Origin of the sequence: Flavobacterium sp., assembly GCF_025352015.1 — a bacterium.
In the GTDB taxonomy this organism is placed as follows: Bacteria; Bacteroidota; Bacteroidia; order Flavobacteriales; family Flavobacteriaceae; genus Flavobacterium.
In genome coordinates, this window is sequence record NZ_JANXUG010000079.1 from 64,403 (window position 1) to 84,341 (window position 19,939).

General features: G+C 33.0%; 22 protein-coding genes. 12 read left to right on the top strand and 10 right to left on the bottom strand.

What is annotated here, in order from left to right; all coding sequences use genetic code 11:
• Nucleotides 1-39 precede the first annotated feature (39 nt).
• Nucleotides 40-1,233 (top strand): LETM1-related biofilm-associated protein, encoded by a 1,194-nt coding sequence (locus Q0Q96_RS08010; protein WP_293873414.1) that lies wholly within the window; start codon nucleotides 40-42, stop codon nucleotides 1,231-1,233.
• A gap of 19 nt (nucleotides 1,234-1,252) precedes the next feature.
• Here the strand turns inward: Q0Q96_RS08010 and can are convergent, their stop codons facing one another.
• Entirely contained in the window at nucleotides 1,253-1,888 is a 636-nt protein-coding gene (gene can / locus Q0Q96_RS08015) for a carbonate dehydratase (RefSeq protein WP_293873416.1), read from the bottom strand.
• Between the two features lie 41 nt (nucleotides 1,889-1,929).
• Nucleotides 1,930-2,853, bottom strand: a complete 924-nt coding sequence (locus Q0Q96_RS08020; protein WP_293873418.1) for a LysR family transcriptional regulator — start codon at nucleotides 2,851-2,853, stop codon at nucleotides 1,930-1,932.
• Nucleotides 2,854-2,943: 90 nt separating this feature from the next.
• Here Q0Q96_RS08020 and Q0Q96_RS08025 point away from each other — a divergent pair, with 90 nt between their 5' ends.
• The 6 genes from Q0Q96_RS08025 to Q0Q96_RS08050 all read left to right on the top strand — a co-directional run bounded on the left by Q0Q96_RS08025 (nucleotide 2,944) and on the right by Q0Q96_RS08050 (nucleotide 7,924).
• Nucleotides 2,944-4,380, top strand: coding sequence for an NADP-dependent isocitrate dehydrogenase (locus Q0Q96_RS08025; RefSeq protein WP_293873421.1), 1,437 nt, complete (start codon nucleotides 2,944-2,946; stop codon nucleotides 4,378-4,380).
• Between the two features lie 11 nt (nucleotides 4,381-4,391).
• Complete coding sequence (locus Q0Q96_RS08030) at nucleotides 4,392-4,631, top strand: hypothetical protein (protein ID WP_293873424.1); 240 nt, start codon at nucleotides 4,392-4,394, stop codon at nucleotides 4,629-4,631.
• A 7-nt stretch (nucleotides 4,632-4,638) separates the two neighbouring features.
• The gene (locus Q0Q96_RS08035) at nucleotides 4,639-4,905 is read left to right on the top strand and encodes a hypothetical protein (RefSeq protein ID WP_293873427.1); all 267 of its coding nucleotides are present in this window, start codon (nucleotides 4,639-4,641) and stop codon (nucleotides 4,903-4,905) included.
• A gap of 11 nt (nucleotides 4,906-4,916) precedes the next feature.
• Nucleotides 4,917-5,759, top strand: coding sequence for a DUF6671 family protein (locus Q0Q96_RS08040; RefSeq protein ID WP_366069195.1), 843 nt, complete (start codon nucleotides 4,917-4,919; stop codon nucleotides 5,757-5,759).
• Nucleotides 5,760-5,762: 3 nt separating this feature from the next.
• On the top strand, nucleotides 5,763-6,755 hold the full coding sequence (locus Q0Q96_RS08045; RefSeq protein WP_293873430.1) for an L-threonylcarbamoyladenylate synthase: 993 nt from the start codon (nucleotides 5,763-5,765) through the stop codon (nucleotides 6,753-6,755).
• 224 nt (nucleotides 6,756-6,979) lie between these two features.
• Nucleotides 6,980-7,924: a LysR substrate-binding domain-containing protein gene (locus Q0Q96_RS08050; protein ID WP_293873433.1), complete on the top strand. Its 945-nt coding sequence runs from the start codon at nucleotides 6,980-6,982 to the stop codon at nucleotides 7,922-7,924.
• A gap of 33 nt (nucleotides 7,925-7,957) precedes the next feature.
• On the opposite strand, the gene Q0Q96_RS08055 is transcribed toward Q0Q96_RS08050, so the two are convergent.
• The 5 genes from Q0Q96_RS08055 to Q0Q96_RS08075 form a co-directional block, all read right to left on the bottom strand.
• Complete coding sequence (locus Q0Q96_RS08055) at nucleotides 7,958-8,152, bottom strand: hypothetical protein (RefSeq protein ID WP_293873436.1); 195 nt, start codon at nucleotides 8,150-8,152, stop codon at nucleotides 7,958-7,960.
• Between the two features lie 206 nt (nucleotides 8,153-8,358).
• On the bottom strand, nucleotides 8,359-8,559 hold the full coding sequence (locus Q0Q96_RS08060) for a hypothetical protein (RefSeq protein ID WP_293873438.1): 201 nt from the start codon (nucleotides 8,557-8,559) through the stop codon (nucleotides 8,359-8,361).
• Nucleotides 8,560-8,684: 125 nt separating this feature from the next.
• Nucleotides 8,685-9,347 (bottom strand): tRNA (5-methylaminomethyl-2-thiouridine)(34)-methyltransferase MnmD, encoded by a 663-nt coding sequence (mnmD, locus tag Q0Q96_RS08065; RefSeq protein WP_293873439.1) that lies wholly within the window; start codon nucleotides 9,345-9,347, stop codon nucleotides 8,685-8,687.
• Between the two features lie 2 nt (nucleotides 9,348-9,349).
• Entirely contained in the window at nucleotides 9,350-9,817 is a 468-nt protein-coding gene (locus tag Q0Q96_RS08070; RefSeq protein ID WP_293873442.1) for a hypothetical protein, read from the bottom strand.
• Between the two features lie 23 nt (nucleotides 9,818-9,840).
• Nucleotides 9,841-10,332 (bottom strand): DUF4920 domain-containing protein, encoded by a 492-nt coding sequence (locus Q0Q96_RS08075; RefSeq protein WP_293873444.1) that lies wholly within the window; start codon nucleotides 10,330-10,332, stop codon nucleotides 9,841-9,843.
• A gap of 275 nt (nucleotides 10,333-10,607) precedes the next feature.
• Here Q0Q96_RS08075 and Q0Q96_RS08080 point away from each other — a divergent pair, with 275 nt between their 5' ends.
• A complete protein-coding gene (locus tag Q0Q96_RS08080; protein ID WP_293873446.1) occupies nucleotides 10,608-11,675 on the top strand; it encodes a branched-chain amino acid aminotransferase in 1,068 nt (355 codons plus the stop codon).
• 241 nt (nucleotides 11,676-11,916) lie between these two features.
• Here Q0Q96_RS08080 and Q0Q96_RS08085 read toward each other — a convergent pair whose 3' ends face one another.
• On the bottom strand, nucleotides 11,917-12,294 hold the full coding sequence (locus Q0Q96_RS08085; RefSeq protein WP_293873448.1) for a PUR family DNA/RNA-binding protein: 378 nt from the start codon (nucleotides 12,292-12,294) through the stop codon (nucleotides 11,917-11,919).
• Nucleotides 12,295-12,365: 71 nt separating this feature from the next.
• On the bottom strand, nucleotides 12,366-14,123 hold the full coding sequence (locus Q0Q96_RS08090; RefSeq protein ID WP_293873450.1) for an ABC transporter ATP-binding protein: 1,758 nt from the start codon (nucleotides 14,121-14,123) through the stop codon (nucleotides 12,366-12,368).
• A gap of 193 nt (nucleotides 14,124-14,316) precedes the next feature.
• Here Q0Q96_RS08090 and Q0Q96_RS08095 point away from each other — a divergent pair, with 193 nt between their 5' ends.
• From Q0Q96_RS08095 to yajC, 3 genes are all read left to right on the top strand, one after another.
• Nucleotides 14,317-15,423, top strand: a complete 1,107-nt coding sequence (locus tag Q0Q96_RS08095; protein WP_293873453.1) for a Glu/Leu/Phe/Val dehydrogenase — start codon at nucleotides 14,317-14,319, stop codon at nucleotides 15,421-15,423.
• Nucleotides 15,424-15,538: 115 nt separating this feature from the next.
• On the top strand, nucleotides 15,539-16,450 hold the full coding sequence (nusB, locus tag Q0Q96_RS08100; RefSeq protein ID WP_293873468.1) for a transcription antitermination factor NusB: 912 nt from the start codon (nucleotides 15,539-15,541) through the stop codon (nucleotides 16,448-16,450).
• A gap of 11 nt (nucleotides 16,451-16,461) precedes the next feature.
• Nucleotides 16,462-16,737 (top strand): preprotein translocase subunit YajC, encoded by a 276-nt coding sequence (gene yajC, locus Q0Q96_RS08105; protein WP_293873456.1) that lies wholly within the window; start codon nucleotides 16,462-16,464, stop codon nucleotides 16,735-16,737.
• Between the two features lie 78 nt (nucleotides 16,738-16,815).
• Here yajC and pepT read toward each other — a convergent pair whose 3' ends face one another.
• On the bottom strand, nucleotides 16,816-18,114 hold the full coding sequence (gene pepT / locus Q0Q96_RS08110) for a peptidase T (RefSeq protein ID WP_293873459.1): 1,299 nt from the start codon (nucleotides 18,112-18,114) through the stop codon (nucleotides 16,816-16,818).
• A gap of 103 nt (nucleotides 18,115-18,217) precedes the next feature.
• Between pepT and Q0Q96_RS08115 the strand changes: the two genes are divergently transcribed.
• The coding region (locus Q0Q96_RS08115; RefSeq protein WP_293873462.1) for a tyrosine-type recombinase/integrase at nucleotides 18,218-19,939 on the top strand (1,722 nt) is incomplete at its 3' end.

Below are 19,939 nucleotides of genomic sequence, written 5' to 3' on the forward strand. Positions count from 1 at the left end.
TCTGTAAAAATACATAGTTTTGTAATTCAAATTTATGTTATGATAAATCCTTCTGCATCAGGTTGGATTGATAAGTTTTTTATCGATCAAAAAACAAACGAACCATTTTCTGTAGTTTCAAATGAAGAGTTTTATCTGCAAACAAGAAAAACAGGTTTTATTTTTGGACACATCGTTAGTTTTGATTCAGTAATTCCTATACCAATAACCGGTAGACTTCCGCAAGAAATTTCAAAAATTGGGCTACTCAATACCTTGTATCAAATGTATTGTTTGACCAACCAAGATACCAATAACTTTATAAAAGAAGCTGTTGCTTTTTACAATTTACTGTCGCCCAAAGGTTTTAATCCTTTGCAAAAAATGCTTCCCACAAGTTCTGATGCTACTAAACTTGAGAAAATTATTCATGACAGAGTGCAAACGAATGAAGACTTGTTTAGCAAAAATTTCTCTCATGTCATTACCAATGCCTTGCTTTTTGTAGATGTTTTGGCATTTAAAAAACACTTGGAAAATGGCTCACTTCCTGATAAATATTTTAACCGAATTGAACATATTGTAACCAGTATTGTGTCGCTTTCGCTAAAGTCTAAAACCGGAATTTCAATTCATGATGATTTGCTTCAAAAACTTTTTGAATCATCGGTACGCTATAACAAGTTTTCTTACAACGGAATTACGTCTATAGATGAATTAGATGTGAGTAATTTGAGCAATAATTTAGAAAGATTTTATATGATTGATTTGGCTGGAATTAGTTTGTGGAGCGATGAAAAAGTAGAAAATGAAGAACGCTATTTCTTATTTAAATTGGGAGAAAAACTGAATGTATCTGAAATTTTTATCAAAAATAGTATTGGTTTTATCAATGATTTTATTTTCAAATACAAAACCGAAATCCCTTATTTTAATAATTCCAATCCAGTAAAAAACTTCTATGAACACACCACAGATAACGTTGCTGTTCTTATCAAAAGAAATAAAAATAGATTCATAAAAGAAATCAGCGAAAGCAAAGAATTGATGCAACTTTTAGCAAAATCTACTCATAAAGATTTAGACAAAGAGGAAAAGAAAAAAATAAAAAAACAATTACTCGATATTTGTAAAACCGTACCTTCTTTGACCATATTTCTTTTGCCTGGTGGAAGTTTATTATTACCCATTTTGATAAAATTTATTCCAAAATTATTGCCCTCTTCATTTAACGAAAATGAAGAAAGAGAATAAAAAAAGAAAAAATTTATTTTTAAAACTTCAATTGATAGACCTCGTCCAAATCGGTGTTCGAACTAATATTCACATCCAAATCGGTTACAAAACCCGAATTTAAACCGTAAACCCAACCATGCAAAGTTACTTCTTGACCACTTCTCCATGCTGATTGCACAATAGATGTTTTAGCCAAATCAAAAACTTGCTCTTTTACATTGAGTTCTACAAAAGCATTGAAACGATCGTCTTCATTTTGAATAGCATTCAAAAAAGCATGATGCAAACGATACACATCTTTAATATGTCGTATCCAATTGTCTATAATCCCAATAGAATCATTTCCCATCGCAGCTTTCACGCCACCACAACCATAATGTCCGCAAACAATAACGTGTTTTACTTTCAATACGTTAACTGCATAATCTAAAACGCTCAACATATTCATGTCGGAATGAACCACCATATTGGCTATGTTTCTGTGTACAAATACTTCTCCTGGTTTGGCACCAATAATTTCATTAGCAGGAACACGGCTGTCTGAACAACCAATCCATAAGAGTGGCGGCGTTTGTCCTTTGGCTAAATCTTTGAAATAATTAGGGTCATTTTCTAAGGTTTTTTCGACCCATTCCCTATTGTTTTCAATTATTTTTTTATAAAAATCAGGCATTTGCAAAAAATTTTAGCGAAGCTAATTTACATTATTTAATTTCAGTAGTTATCAATCCATGAAAAAAAGATGTTTTTCAGATTATTTTTTTCGTTTCTAACATATTTCAAATATGAATCGGCAACGGGACTTAAAGATTTATTTTTTAACCATACAAGATACCAATTGGATATTATGGGAAAACCTTTCATGGGTATAATTTTCAGTTCGCCACTTTCAAGTTCGTTCTTTAATCCAATGATAGGCATGATAGAACAACCTATGCCAGCAATAACAGCTTGTTTGACGGCTTCGTTTGAAGTAAGCTGAATTTTTTTTACAGATTGTAAACTATTTCTATGCAGGTAATTCTCCATCACTAATCGCGTAGCGGAACCTTCTTCTCTAAAAATTAATGGATATTCTGAAAATAAATCAGTGTTTTTATTTTCAATTTCTGTTGTTGCGTTTTGATTTCCTACCAGATACAACTTGTTTTCAAGTAAAATTTCAGAATGAATTTTCAAATCATTGGGTAAAATAGAAACTAATGCAAAATCAACTTCGTTATTTTCTAAACTTTTAACTACTTTGGATTTATTGGTAACATCCATTTCAAGATCAATTCCTTTATTGAGTTTAAGAAAATCAGTCAGAAAATAGGGAACAACATATTTTCCTGTAGATACTACTGACAAGGTCAATTTACCTGATAATTTACCTCTAAAAGTCATAGATTTATAAGTAATCGTCGCAACTTCATCTAATACTTTTTGAGCTGTAAGAGCAATATCAGCACCAAAATGAGTAATGTAAAGTTGCCTTCCTATTACTTCGGTCAACGGAATATCAAATTGATCTTGTAGTTTTTTTAACTGAATTGAAACAGCAGGTTGCGTTAAATTCAATTCCTCTGCTGCTTTAGTAATACTCTTCGTTTCTACTATTTTTAAAAATATCTGTAATTGATGTAGCGTACAATGCATAAATATATTTAATGTAAATGATAACAAATATAAATAAAAATATATAAATACAACCGCCTAGATTTGTCATACAAATTAACCAAAAAAATTATGCAAAGAATAACTATCGCTAAAGGAGACGGAATAGGTCCGGAAATCATGGACGCTACACTAGAAATTATTAAAGCAGCTGGTGCACAACTAGAGTATGACGAAATTGAAGTAGGTGAAAAAGTTTATTTATCAGGAAACACCTCCGGCATTGCCAAATCATCTTGGGATACTATTATTAAAAATAAAGTATTTCTAAAAGCCCCAATCACAACCCCACAAGGGGGCGGTTATAAAAGTTTAAACGTAACCACAAGAAAATTTCTAGGTTTGTATTCCAATGTCAGACCATGTATGAGTTTACATCCTTTTGTAAAAACCAAACATCCTAAAATGGATATGGTGATTATAAGAGAAAACGAAGAAGACTTATATGCCGGAATCGAACACCAACAAACAGACGAAGTAGTGCAATGTTTGAAAATCATCAGCCGTCCAGGTTGTGAAAAGATTGTTCGTTATGCTTTTGAGTTTGCCAAACAATACGGCAGAAAAAAAGTAACTTGTTTTACCAAAGACAATATTATGAAACAAACCGATGGATTATTCCATCAAGTGTTTGATGAAATTGCGGCAGAATATCCACAAATTGAAAACGAACATTGGATTATTGATATTGGTGCTGCAAAAATGAGTGACACACCCGAAGCTTTTGATGTAATCGTCACATTAAATTTATATGGCGACGTACTCTCTGATATTGCCGCACAAATCGCTGGTTCCGTTGGTTTAGCTGGCTCGGCAAATATTGGCGAGGAGTGTGCTATGTTTGAAGCCATTCATGGATCGGCACCTAGAAGGGCTGGGCAAAATTTAGCAAATCCATCTGGTTTATTACAAGGTGCAGTGATGATGCTAAACCATTTAGGACAAAATGTTATTGCTACAAAAGTGCATAACGCTTGGTTAAAAACACTCGAAGACGGCATTCATACCTATGACATTTTCATAGAAGGCAGCAGTACTCAAAAAGTGGGAACAAAAGAATTTGCTCAAGCAGTTATTGCTAATTTAGGTCAAAAACCAAAAACTTTAGCTTCTGTAAATTATGAAAATGGTCAAGCTTTAAAGTTACCTAAATATAAAAAGAAACCTCAAGCAAAAAAAGAGCTTATTGGTCACGATGTCTTTGTACATTGGAATGGAACGAATCCAAACGAATTGGCTGCAAAAATGTCAAAAATTGGCACTCACAATGTAAAGCTAAACATGATAACCAACCGAGGTATAAAAGTGTGGCCCGAAGGATTTTCGCAAACATTTTGTACCGATCATTGGCGATGCAGATTTAAAGCCGAAGAAGGAAAGACAATCAACAAAGACGAAATTATCATGCTGCTTCAGCAGTGCATTCAAAACGAAATTGATACCATAAAGACTGAAAATTTATATCTTTTTGATGGCAAAATGGGATTTTCACTTGGACAAGGACAATAAAATAGAAAGATATGACTGTACAATTAGTAACTGGAGAATTTAGCAAAATAGAAACTTTGGACATGGTAACTCAAATGTTTGAAATGAGAATAAAATTTCACGAAGACAAGATTATGAGTTCTCACAACGAAGAAGATATAAAAATGAGAGAAAATAAAATAAAATTTCTTCAAGGCGAACTAGGACAAGCTAGAAAATATCTTGTACTTAAAGACGAGCTGATTGCTGTTTCGTGCACTATTACATTTTAATCAAATTATGAACGAATTTAAATTAGTTAATGGTGTGTTTTCGACTGATGAGGCAAAAAAAATTATTATGTCTTTAATCAATAGTAAAATTGATTTTCACAACTTGAATGCTTTTAGTGATGGTATCAGAAATAATTCGGGAATAAACACTTCAAAATCTAGAATAGAAGCACTTACGCAAACACGAGAAAATATCATCAAACTAATAGCAGAAGCTGAAAAAAATGGTATGAAATTAAATATTAAAAGTGATATCATAATCGAATTAATTTAAGTCAAAAACATTTGGAAATTTTTGAAGGAAGAAAATTAGTCATAGCCACAAAGCATCAAAAAGAAGCCGTAATCGCCCCATTACTTGAGCAAAATTTGGGTGTTCAATGTTTTGTGCCAAATGATTTTGATACAGATGCATTGGGCACTTTTACAGGCGAAATAAATAGAAAAGAAGATGCCTTATCAACTGCTAGGCAAAAATGTCTTCTGGCAATGCAAAAAACAAGTTGTGATTTGGGCATCGCCAGTGAAGGTTCTTTTGGACCTCACCCAACCATTTTTATGGCACATGCTGATGATGAATTTTTAGTTTTTATTGATAAAAAAAATAATTTAGAAATAATAGTACGAGAATTAAGTCTCGATACAAACTTTAATGCAACAACTATAAACTGTTTTCAAAATTTGGTTAATTTGGTAAATAGGATCGGATTTCCAGAACATGCAATAATTTTAAAAAATGCTGATGCAAATTCCAATTTTACTGTAAAAGGTATCCAATCCTGGGAATTATTAGAAGAAAGTTACAATAAACTAGCAACTAATAATTCCCCAGTTGTTGCAGAAACCGATATGCGTGCCCTGTACAATCCTACACGCATGAAAGTTATTAAGAAAGCTACTCAAAAACTGGTTGAAAAAATAAAATCCTGTTGCCCACAATGCAACACTCCAGGTTTTGGTGTCGTAAGAACCAATCTAGGTTTACCCTGCGAATGGTGTGGTTCGCCAACAAATTCCACAAAATCCCACACCTATCGATGTCAAAAATGTACTTTTGAGCAAGAAAAAATGTATCCCAATGACAAGAAAACAGAAGACCCAATGTATTGTGATCATTGTAACCCATAAACAATGGATTTAGAAATATTAAAAGCTGCCGCTTTATTACAACAAGGAAAAGTAGTTGCCATTCCCACCGAAACGGTCTACGGATTAGCGGCAAATGCTTTTGATGAAAATGCCGTTAGCCAGATATTTGAAATCAAACAAAGACCACGATTCAATCCACTTATAATACATATCAAATCTGTTGATGATTTACAAAAAGTAGCAACAAAAATACCAGCAAAAGCGATGATTTTAGCCCGCCATTTTTGGCCCGGCGCTCTAACACTAGTACTACCAAAAAAAGATATTGTTCCAAATAGTGTAACCGCTGGCAAAAATACCGTTGGCGTCCGTGTTCCGTCGCATCCCGTAACTTTAAAACTGTTGGAACAACTAGATTTTCCATTGGCAGCACCCAGCGCAAATCTTTTTGGGTACATTAGCCCAACTTGTGTGGCACATGTTCAAAAACAATTGGGCGACAAAATTCCATATATTTTAGAGGGCGGCAACTGCGAAAAAGGAATTGAATCAACCATAATTGGCTTCGAAAATAATGAACCTATGCTTTATAGAGTTGGTGCTATTTCAAAAGAAGAAATCGAAAACCTAATAGGAAAAATTAAACAAAAAACAAGAGCCACCGCAACACCAGATGCGCCAGGAATGCTCACCAAACACTATTCCCCAAGTACAAAATTCATAGTTTCAAATAACATTTCTGCTGATATCGAAAAATGCAAAAATCAAGCAGTAGGATTTCTTGTTTTTTCAAACATAAATTATGAAAAATCTCAAAAAATAATCCAACTGACAATAACCGAAAATTTAAACGAAGCAGCCCAAAACTTGTATGCCGCAATGCATCACCTTGATGCTGCAGGATTTGACTTAATTATAGCTGAAAAATTTCCAGAAAAAGGAGTCGGAATAAGCCTTAATGACCGATTATACCGAGCTCAAGAAGAAAATTTTGATCCCGAAACACAAAACGAAATTAGAAAAATCAATAGCTGATCTTCCGCCAAAGTAAATAATGCAACCGCCAAAGTAAATAAGGCATCCGAACGAGCAAAATAGGCACTTAACAGAATAGTAGAATCAAACAAAAACTTAAATAAAAAGTAACTATTTGCACCAAACCCTCATAAAATAATAAGAAACTAAAATTGAAAATAATTAAATCCAAATATTATAAGATAAAATTATAGTTTTTATATTTGCATCAAAATATACTATATATGACCATTACGCAACTCAAATATGTTTTGGCTGTCGCCGAAAATAAAAATTTTACTTTAGCTGCCGAGAAATGCTTTGTCACTCAACCTACATTGAGTATGCAAATTCAAAAAGTAGAAGAAGAACTTGGAATTCAAATTTTTGATAGAACAAAAAAACCTATTCAACTCACAGAAATCGGTCAAAAAATTGTCAATCAATCCAAAAATATAGTCATAGAAGCCGATAGAATTCAGGACATTGTAGATCAAGAAAAAGGGTTTATTGGTGGCGAATTTAGACTGGCAATTATTCCAACTGTCATGCCAACGCTTTTGCCAATGTTCTTAAATAATTTTATAAAAAAATATCCTAAAGTACAACTCATTATTGAAGAACTCAATACCGTTGATATTATAGAAAAGCTAAAAAATGGTCATTTAGATGCCGCAATCGCAGTAACACCGCTTGAAGAAGAAAAAATTAAAGAAATTGTATTATACTTTGAGCCATTTGTAGCCTACATACCTGAAAAGCATCAGCATTTTGAAAAAAAGGAAATTGAAATCAGCGATTTAAATATCAATGAAATTCTGCTACTTCAAGATGGTCATTGTTTTAGAGATGGTATTTTGAATCTTTGCAAAAATTTAAAATCCGAGGATAAAAATCATTTCCAAATACAAAGTGGAAGTTTCGAAACATTAATAAAATTAGCAGATGAAGGTTTAGGAACTACACTCCTGCCCTATTTACATACCCTAGATTTAAAAGAAAAAGACCAGCCAAAACTTCGTCATTTCAAAGAGCCAAAACCAGCACGAGAAGTGAGTCTTATCTTTCCAAAAAACGAATTGAAAATTCATATTATTGATGCTTTGAGAACTACAATTTCTGGCGTCGTTAAAGGTGCAATTGTATTTCAAAACGTGCAAATAATAAGTCCGTTGCAGCAAAAAAAATAAGGAGTTGTTGCACCAACTCCTTATTTTCTTCTGCTAACTAACTACAGATAAACATTGCTTTAACTCGGGATGCTCACTCGTGAAGAATTGCAACCATCTTTTTAATTGTTCTACTTCGTACGGCAATAAATTTTTTATTGCTTTTTTCAACTCTTTAGCAAAAAGAATTGGATCGAAACTTACTCTTTCGAGCACTGATTTTGTGTAATCGTATATCATTCTAGGCATAATGGTTAAGATTTGGGGTTATCTTATTGTAAGAACGTGTTGTAAAAATATGTCAATTAAAAACTTCTACCAAATAAAATCGATAAACTACATCGTTTAAGCGCGTATTTTATCGATAATATACATTTATTAACAATTTTAATAAGTAATTACGTACTTATAATTAAAGGTCATAAAAAAAAGGAACCTTTTAAGTTCCTTTAGCTTTATTTATTACTAATAAGCAACATACAATGCTGCAGTTCTGGTTTTTCTTTTATAAATTTAGTAAGCCATACAACCAATTCTTCCAATTCATAAGGTAATAAAACTCTGCACGCTTTTTCGAGTTCTTTGGTAAAAAGTGACACATCAAAACTTACTCTTTTCAATACAGACTTGGTGTAGTCTAACATTGACTTTGACATAAAATGTAATTAGTTAGAATTAAATGATTAGATAAGAACGTTTTTAATATCTCAAAAGTAAAATTATTTCTTCTTAGAAGGCACTTTTTGTACGTTAAATATAACTACACAAAAAGTTAATTTTTTCAGATTGCTTTGGTGGCGCGCAACATTTCTCGTTTGCCAGGTGCACCAGATAATTTTTCTACAGAAAATCCTGCTGATAACATCGATTTGATTATAGTTGTTCGACAAGCGTAGGTTACCAAAACTCCTTTTGGTTTCAAAGCTTTAAACATAGATTCAAAAATTTCGTCCGACCATAACTCTGGTTGCACTCTGAAACCAAAGACATCAAAATATATCAAATCAAAAGCATTTTCATCTTTAATATCCTGAAAAAACTGCTTACGTTTGGTTAATTTGAAGTTATCCGATAATGTATTTTCATGTTCCCAAGTACATTCATGCAATTGTTGATACAGGTCAGTTTGATCACTATCAATTTCTGCGGCATAATTCATTTGCAAAGCTTCTTCTAAAACTATTGGGTAGGCTTCTAGCGCAGTATAAGTAATGGTTTGATTCACTTTTTTAGCTTCAACGAAAGTGATAAAAGCGTTCAAGCCCGTACCAAAACCTATTTCTAAAATAGCAATGGATTCTGCTTCAAAAAGTGATAAACCATTTTTTATAAAAACGTGATACGCTTCTTGAATTGCGCCATGTTTAGAGTGATAACTTTCGTTATGTTCGGGTAAATAAATTGTTGTTGAACCATCATTGGTTTTAATAATTTCACGTTTCAAATTTATTCTTTTATATAAAGTTTTTTTATTCTCTGAATTGGTCCGCCACATTTTTCCTGATGGCAGGCTATACAAGCGTCAATAGATGCTTTAAAGTGCTTTTTTTCATTTTTTTGGTCACTGTATATCAATTGTTGTGCTGTAATAAATTCTTTGACTTTCGTTTTAAAATATAAATCGTTATCGGTTTCGTCTGTGAATTTGGCGGTGTAAATATTTAAAAAATGTTTTGGAAAATCACCAAGAGTATCTCCTGTTGTAATACGCTCTTTTAAACGTTGATTCTCAATATACATTTGTTCCATTAAAGCTGCCATTTCTGACAATTGATACATTTCTAGTTTCTTTTTAGGAATGCATTTTTTTTCTTCTACTTTTTTAGCTTCCTTTTTTTGACAAGACACAAGTGTAAGCGAACTAAATAAATTCAACAAACTAAAAACAAGAAACAAAAGAATTGTTTTTTTCATTGATTTTAAATTAATTCCGTGTCTTACTTTTTGATGTAAACACCATTTGCAGTAAAGGCATACGTCGTTTCTGGTTTGGTAATTTTTGCTATTTCAGAAGCTGATTTTCCGCCATCTTTTGCGTAATGTTTTAATTCTTCAACGGAAACTACATCTACAAACGCTTTTCCGTTTACGATTGCCAAACTATGATCAGCATTCAACGGAACGAAGAAACCATAATCCTTGAAGCGTACAAAGGAATTATCATCATCTTTTAGTTCCATTTTCATCCAACAGCCCTTCTTTTTACAAACCGATTTGATTGTTGACTGAAACTGCACTACGATGGTATCTCCTTTTTTTAGGTTTTTATACTTTTTGAGCATTTCATCTTTAGTTAAGATTTTAGTAACATTAAACTTTTCACCAAACAAGGTATAATATGAAGTATTGAATTTCTTTCCAGACTGCGCCATTATTGTTGTTACAACAAATAATAATAGCATAATTAGAGTACAATTTATTTTTTTCATGTGTTTTTTATTGAAATGCAAATGTAAAAAGAATAGTAAATATAGGTGTTGAAATGACATCTTTTTTTAATTTTTATTGCTGAATTAATTCTTAAAGTGAGACAAAAATTAACTTTTCAAAAAAAGTATTCAATTTCTTTTCCTGATGCAAAAAGGAAACATATTTTTATTAGTTTTACAAAAATGAATGGCACTGCTATAATTTTTAGAAAACAAACTATAAAATACTAATTATCAGAGTTTTGAATTGTTTTCTAAATTAAATTTATCAATACATGATGTTAAAAACTACTTCCGAAATCGATATAGTAAGAGTTAAAGCCTCTAAAATTAATGAAATCGATTTTGAAAATCTTGCCTTTGGAAATGTATTTACGGATCATATGTTGGTTTGCGATTTTAAAGACGGGCAATGGCAAAAACCAATTATTAAACCATACGAACCCTTTTTAATAGATCCTTCGGCAAAAGTTTTCCATTATGGTCAAGCCATTTTTGAGGGTATGAAAGCGTATCGTGACGAAAATGATGCTATTTGGCTTTTTAGACCCGACCAAAACTTGGATCGCTTTAACAAATCTGCGGTGCGAATGGCAATGCCCGAGATTACTGAAGACATCTTCATTGGTGGTTTAAAAACTATTGTTGATCTTGAACGCAATTGGGTAAAAAAAGGTTTGGGTAACACTTTATATATTAGACCGTTTATGATTGCTATTGGTTCTGGTGTTATTGCCCAACCCTCCACACAATATAAGTTTATGATTATTCTATCACCAGCCCGTTCTTATTATTCAGGCGAAGTGAAAGTAATTATTGCGGAACACTACAGTCGAGCTGCTAATGGCGGAATTGGCGCAGCGAAAGCGGCAGGTAATTATTCATCGCAGTTTTATCCCCAAAAATTGGCACAGGAAAAAGGTTTCCAACAAATCATTTGGACAGATGATGCTACGCATACGAAACTCGAAGAAGCGGGCACTATGAATGTTTTCTTTAGAATTAATGATACCATATATACTGCGCCAACTAGTGAAAGAATCTTGGACGGTGTTACACGCAAAAGTTTGATTGCTATTGCAAAACGTGACGGAATAAAAGTAGAAGAACGAACAGTACTGGTTGATGAAATTGTTTCAGGTGCTAAAGACGGTACTTTAAAAGAAATTTTCGGGGTAGGTACTGCTGCCGTAGTTAGTCCAATTGTTGGATTTCAGTACCAAGAACAGTATTATGAATTACCAATTATACAAAATTCTATTGCCTTACTGCTAAAAGACACGTTAACCAAAATTCAATATAAACTGGCAGAAGACACTTTTGGTTGGACAGTGAAAGTGTAGTTTTTATCTTAGTTTCTAATAATAACTCCGAAATTCACTCGGAGTTTTTTTATTTTAATTTTTTTGCCGTGAAGGTTCTTTTAAGTTTACGTAAAGCATTTTATTGTAATACTTTGAAAAGTAGTTTTAACACTTGTGGTGAAATTTGCTTTTTGTTTATTTTCAATTATAATTTATAAAAAAAAGTCCAAAAATCTATTCGATTTTTGGACATAATCTGTTAAGCTCAATTCTTATTGCTTTAAATATCTTCAAAATTTATATCCGTGAAACTTTTTTCTGAAGCTGGTTTTTCTTCAGCAGTATCCGGGTTAAATTCTTTTTTGAAATCTTTTTGATGTCTTTCAGAGATTACTTCTTCGCCTTTGTGGTTTAAAACATAAGCCGTCATTTCTTCTAAAATTTCAGAGAAAGCAACAAAGTCTTCCTTGTATAAATAAATTTTATGTTTTTTGAAATGAAATGAACCATCTTCTTCGGTAAACTTTTTACTTTCGGTAATGGTAATGTAGTAATCATCTGCTTTGGTAGCTCTCACATCGAAAAAGTAGGTTCTTCTTCCTGCTCTTAAAACTTTAGAAAAAATCTCATCTTTTTCTAACATATCATTTTCTCTCATAATTATTTAAGTCAATTAATATTATTTCTAATCAGTTCAAAAATGGTAATTTTTTTGTTACTAAACAACATTTAGTTTAATTCTTTTTCCGAAAGTTGTTTTGCATACAATTTGGCATAATAACCATCTTGGTTTAGTAACTGATTGTGAGAACCTTCTTGGATGATTTGACCTTCGTCAATAATAATAATTTTGTCTGCATTTTTTGCCGAAGAAACTCTATGACTTACAATAATCGTGGTCGTATCTTTAGATATTTCTAGAAAATTATTCAAAATTTGCTCCTCGGTTTCAGTATCCACAGCTGAAAGACAATCGTCAAAAAGTAATATTTTTGGTTTTTTGATAATCGCCCGAGCAATAGAAACTCGTTGCTTTTGTCCACCCGAAAGTGTAATACCTCTTTCGCCCAAAATAGTTTCATATTGTGTATTGAAGTTCATAATATTATCGTGAACCACTGCATTTTTTGCTGCAAATTTTACTTCTTCATCTGTAGCATTTTCTTTGCCAAATTTGATGTTATTCTTTATGGTATCCGAAAAAAGAAAAGCATCTTGAGGTACAATGCCAATACATTTTCTCAAATCGTATAAATTGATTTCATCAATCTTTTTGCCGTCAATCGTGATGCTACCCTGTTTGATGTCGTGCATTCTAGTAAGCAACGAAAGAATACTTGATTTTCCTGAACCTGTTTTGCCCAAAATAGCCAACGTTTCTCCTTTTTTTACTTCAAACGAAATATTTTGTAAAGCAACAATACCTGTGTCTTGATACGTAAAAGTGACGTTTTTGAATTCAATATCTCCAAAAATAGTGGTGTTTCCTATTGCTTTATTTTTAATCTCGGGTTCTATTTTTAAAAACTCATTAATTCGTTTTTGTGATGCTTCTGCCTCTTGAACTAAAGACGAAACCCAACCAATTGATGCTACGGGCCAAGTCAACATATTGACATATAAAATAAATTCAGCAATGGTTCCAATACTTTTTATGGTTCCATTTATGTACATCATTCCACCAAAATAAATAACAATTAAGTTACTTACACCAATTAATGCTATCATTAACGGGCCAAACAGCGATTGTACACCTGCCAAACTCATACTTTTAGTTTTACTTTCGTGCGCCAAATCATTCAAATTATTTTGATATTGTTTTTCCAGAGCGTAGGCTTTCACGACACGAATTCCTGAAAAAATTTCCTGTGTAAAGCTGGAAACTTTCGACAAGTATTGTTGAAAAATAGTACTGCGTTTGTTAATTTCTTTACTCAATTTGAAAATGATGAAAGATAATATTGGCAACGGCAAAATAGTGTACAATGTCAATCGTGGTGATACGTCATACATATATACTATAACCACTGTAAATCTTATGAACGTATTAATGGTATACATTACCGCTGGTCCAACATACATTCTAACTTTTGCAGTGTCTTCACTAATACGGTTCATCAAATCGCCCGTGCGGTTGCGCTTATAAAAATTTTGGTCTAAAACTTCATAATGTTTAAAGACTTCGTTTTTTAAATCAAACTCTATGTTCCGCGACATTACAATCAGGGTTTGCCGCATCAAAAATGTTAAAACACCAGCAATAAGTGTGGTGCCAATAATCCAAAAAATATTATGAATTAATTCATTTTTAATGAGTTCAATACTCAAGTTATTTTTATGAAAATCTTCAATGGCCTTGAACGATTTACTAATGAGTTTAGGTGTGAATAATGCAAAAATTTGTGCTATAATAGTGATACCAATTCCTAATAAAAAATGGAATTTATATTTAACAAAGTATTTGTTTAAATACTGAAGTTCTTTCATAGAAATTTAATAGAATTAGATTTTAAAATCAAATTGTTGTTAAAAAGCTGAACATTGTTTAATTATCATATTCTCTATTAAAACTGATTTTAGTGACAAATTACTAATTTTTATTACTTTTAGTAAATTTTATTGAATATAATTTTAATTTTGTTTGAACTTCTTAAGATAACCTTACTTAATAATTTACATTATGACATCTGAAATCATCACACCACTTGAGCTTAAAAAAATGGATCCAGTTTTTGGTCAGCTATCTTTTGATAATCACGAACAAATTGTTTTTTGTAATGACAAAGATACAGGATTAAAAGCGATTATTGGAATTCACAATACAGTGATGGGACCTGCACTGGGCGGAACAAGAATGTGGAATTATGCTAACGAATGGGAAGCATTGAACGATGTTTTGCGACTTTCACGTGGCATGACTTATAAGTCAGCCATTACAGGATTGAATCTTGGTGGTGGAAAAGCAGTGATTATGGGCGATGCTAAAGCAGATAAAACTCCGGAAATGATAACCCGTTTTGGTCAGTTTGTCAACTCATTAAGTGGAAAATACATTACTGCCGAAGATGTAGGAACCACAACAGAAGACATGGACAGAATTCATGAAGTTACCAAATTTGTTACTGGAATTTCTATAGAAAAAGGAGGTTCAGGCAATCCTTCTCCCGTAACAGCTTATGGGGTTTTTATGGGAATGAAAGCAGCAGCCAAGCATCAATATGGTTCTGATAATTTAGAGGGTAAGAAAGTTTTGGTACAGGGAACCGGTCATGTGGGCGAAACGTTAATCAGTCATTTGGTAAAGGAAGGTGCCATTGTTTTTGTATCGGATATTCATCAGGATAAAATGGAGAATATGGTTTCAAAATACGGTGCCAAAATTTTCACAGGTGCAGATATATACAGTGCAGATGTTGATATTTATTCGCCTTGCGCTTTGGGAGCCACCATCAATGACGATACTGTTTATAAAATCAAAGCTAAAGTTATTGCTGGTGCAGCCAATAATCAACTAGCCGTTGAAGCCTTTCACGGATCAATTTTAAAAGCACGAGGCATTACTTATGCACCAGATTTCTTGATTAATGCTGGGGGAATCATCAATGTGTATGGCGAATTATATAAATATACTGACGGTGAGGCAATCAGAAAAACAGAAAACATCTATAACACTACACTTGAAATTTTTAGTTTTGCTGATAAAAATAATTTGACCACACAACAAGCTGCCATGCAAATTGCAGAAAACAGAATTAACCAAAGAAAAAAAGAAAACGCTGCAAAATAAAGCCGTTTCAAAATAAAATAATTCCTATTTTTGCAAAGCGAAAGAAATTCTTTCGCTTTGTTAATTTTAAAAGTTCTTTCAGGTGTTAAACAGAAGACATATTCGTGTAAAAGTAATGCAATCTATTTATGCATTACATCAAAAAAGTTCTGATGATATTGAAAAAGAAGAGAAGTTTTTGCTTCACAGCATCGATAGCATTCAAGATTTGTATTTAATCATGGTCTCGTGTTTGATAGAAATCAGAAAGAAAGAAGTAATCTTCCTGGAAACTTCGAGCAAAAAACATTTGGCCACAACCGAAGAAAAAAACCCCAACCAAAAGTTTGCCAACAATGCTGTTCTACTATTATTAGAGGATAGCGCAACTGTGCGCAGTGCTATTGCGAAAAGAAAAATCAATAATTGGGAGTTGAACGATGATTATATTTTGATTTTACTACACGAAATCAAACAAAGTTCCCTGTATGCAAAATATATGATGAACAAAAAATCATCTTTTGAGGAGGATAAAGATTTTGTAATAGACATGTTTACCGAATTGATTGCGCCAAACGACAAATTATACGAATATCTTGAAGATCATAAACTTACCTGGGTTGATGATATTCCGCTGGTTAATACACAAATTTTAAAGCAGCTTAAACAAGTCACCGACACACAAGATTTCAGAGTCACTAAATTGTATAAAGACGACGAAGACAAAGAGTTTGTGAGTTTGTTGTTTAAAAAAACAGTTCTCAACGAAATAGATTTAGCCAAAGAATATATTGATAAAACACCCAATTGGGATGCCGAAAGAATTGCCGAAATAGATACGATTATTTTAAAAATGGCTATCTGTGAATTTTTAAAATTCCCATCTATTCCTGTAAAAGTAACCATCAACGAGTATCTTGAAATTGCCAAAGAGTACTCTACTCCAAAAAGCAGTCTTTTTATCAATGGAATTTTAGATAATTTAGTAAAAGAATTTCAACACGAAAATAAAATCCAAAAAACAGGAAGAGGATTAATTCAAAATTAAAATAATTTATTATGGGACAAATAAGTCAGTTTTTGCCGTTTTTATTAATGTTTGTGGTCATCTATTTTTTCATGATCAGACCACAACAAAAGAAAGTTAAACAAGAAAAAGAATTCGAATCAGCCTTGAAAGTGGGCGATAAAATTATTACCAAAAGTGGTTTTCATGGAAAAATAAGTGAATTATCAGAGGCATCTGCAATTATTGAAACCATGTCTGGAAAACTAAAAATTGAACGTTCCGCCATTTCGTTAGAACTTACCGCAGCTTTAAATAATAAAGTATAGTGTTTACATCAAAAAAAAACCGCAAATTTTAAGATGATTTTATTACTTTAAGTAATTTTAATCTATGAAATTGCGGTTTTATTCTTTTAGTTTTGACTTACTATTACTTTTTTTTTTCTTCTCTTTCTTTTTAGAAAAATCAGTCGTTGCCGTAAGTTCTGCAATTCTCACAATGACATCTACAGCTTTTTGCATACTTTCTACCGGAACGTACTCATACTTACCATGAAAATTATGTCCGCCAGCAAAAATATTGGGACATGGCAATCCCATATAAGATAATCGGCAACCGTCAGTTCCGCCACGGATAGGTTTTATCAGCGGTTTGATGCCTAAAGATTTCATAGCTTTTTCTGCCAAATCGACAATAAATAGTACCGGTTCAACCTTTTCTTTCATGTTGTAATATTGGTCTTTGATGGTCGTGATTACTATAGCCTCGCCAAATTGTTTTGCAAATTTCCTGTTGAACTTCTTTGTAATTTTGTGAATTAACTCTTTACGCTTTTTGAATTTTTTTCGATCATGATCTCGAATGATTAATTCCAATTTAGTTTCTTCAATGCTTCCTTGTAATTGTGTAACATGAAAGAACCCTTCGTAACCTTTTGTTTCTTGCGGTGTTTCGTGCTTTGGCAATTCGTTGATAAAATCATTGGCAATGAGCATAGAATTTATCATTTTGCCTTTAGCATAACCAGGATGCACGCTTTTGCCTTTGAAGGTAATTTTTACGCCTGCCGCATTAAAATTTTCATACTCTAGTTCACCTATCTGACTGCCGTCCATGGTGTAAGCCCAGTTGGCACCAAATTTTTCAACATCAAATAAATCGGCACCGCGACCTATTTCTTCATCGGGTGTAAACCCTACACGAATTTTTCCGTGTTTGATTTGCGGATTGTTTATTAAATATTCCATGGCGGTGACAATCTCTGTAATTCCGGCTTTATCATCGGCGCCAAGCAGCGTTAAACCATCCGTTGTAATCAAGGTTTGTCCTTTATATATCAATAAATCTTTGAAATAAGATGGCGACAACACAATATTATGCTCTTCGTTGAGCACAATATCTTTACCATCATAATTAGAAATTATTTGAGGTTTTACATCCTTACCCGTAAAATCGGGAGTGGTATCATAGTGCGATACAAACCCAATGGTTGGCACAGCCTCATCTATAGTAGCAGGCAAAGTTGCCATTAAATAACCGTTTTTGTCAATGGTAACTTCTGTCATCCCAATAGCTTTTAGCTCGGCTACTAGTTTCTTGGCTAAAACCAATTGTTTCTTGGTACTTGGCGTTGTTGTAGAGTCAGCATCCGATTCGGTATCGATGATAACGTAGCTGATAAAACGGTCGATGAGGTGTTGCATATTACCTATTTTTAAGCAAATATAGGGTTTTAGATTTTAGATTTTAGATTTCGAGTTAAGGATGGTTTTTTTTATACCTTTACTACTCAAAGATTTTGAAAAAATGACAATAAAAAAGATTTGGCATAAAGAAGCATTTCGAATAGGCATTTTTTTTGACTATGATGCTTCAATTGTAAAAAAAGTTAAATATATTGGAGGTGTTTTTAGCAAAACGCATCGCTGCTGGTATTTAGATTATTCTGCAGAGAATTATCAACATTTTAAAAATACATTTACTACTTTTACTATTAGTACCAAAGATTCAACACTAGCGCCAACGGTGACCGAGACTACTCGTGACATTTCACCCATAGCTACAAGCAACCATCAGTTAGATTTGCCCACGGCAAATAATCCTGAACATAGAGCAAAAGAAGTTACTCTTGCTCAAAAACTGCACCTTACCTTGTTGGATAACCTAGGGAAATATTGGGTTTTTAAGCTCAATTATCATTTCCAAATTAGCAAATCTCTTTTGCAAATCAAAGGAGTTTATTGGAACAAGAATTACAAATGTTACATGGCATTGCGACACCCAAAAGTGAAAGATGCTATAGAAACCTTGCTAGAAACGAAGCCTTTTTTTGGTACTGATTTTTTGGAAAAAGACAAAAGCTTCAAAGGTCAAGAAATTCAGGTTTTGCCACATCTAGAAGATGCAACTTGGATGGAAGTTCATGTGCCTAGAGTAGTGCAGATTCATGAAAAATTGAAACGATTTTCGATGGCTCGATATAGCAAAACTAACGATTGCTACATGCTACCAGCTGCTCCATTGGTACTTGAAGCAATTCTTTTAGAAATGGAGACTTTAGAAGTTTTGGTTTTGAATGAATTGCCCAAAGGCTATTTACAGGCGAAACATTTGCCCAACAAAAAGAAACAAGCTTTGACTACTGCCAAAGAAAGTTTGCTCTCCAAAACGCCCGAAAAAGGAAAAGTAGCAGTTCAAGACATTATAAATAGGCTAATGGCAAACAACTATAGTGCTTCTACTATGCAAAACTATACGCAGGCATTTGTTCAGTTTTTGATGTATTTTGAGTATCGAAATCCTGAAAGTATTAGCCAAAAAGAAATTATTTCCTACTTGGCATCGCTCATGGAAAGAGGATTATCTGCAGCTTCTGGACATACTATGGTCAATGCGTTGCAGTTTTATTTTTACCAAGTAATGGACAAAAAGGAGTATGAATTTAAACTGCCTCGACCAAAAAAAGAAAAAAAACTACCCACTGTATTGACCATGGACGAATGTTTACAAATTTTTAGAGTGATAGATAACCCAAAGCATAAAATGTTACTGCTGGTGGGCTATGGCGCCGGATTGCGAGTAAGCGAAATAGTGAACCTGAAATGGCTAGACATATTATTTGAGGAGCATAAAATTCATATCAAAAATGGCAAGGGAATGAAAGACCGTTTTGTGATGTTGCCCTATTCAATAGTACAATCTTTGAAAATTTATAAAGACTTGTACAAAGGCAAACACTATGTTTTTGAAGGGCAGTTTGCCGCTGAACCCTACAGCACTAGAAGCGTGCAAGAGGTAATGAAAATAGCTTTAAAAAAAGCAGGATTGGAAAAGAAAGCAACTGTGCATACGCTTCGTCATTCGTTTGCCACGCATTTATTAGAAAACGGTACCGATATACGCTACATACAGCAGTTTTTGGGACACTCAAGTATAAAAACCACTACTATTTACACGCATTTGACCAAAACAGCCGTTGATAAAATACAAAGCCCACTAGATAGAATGGTAGATAACTTGAATAAGAAA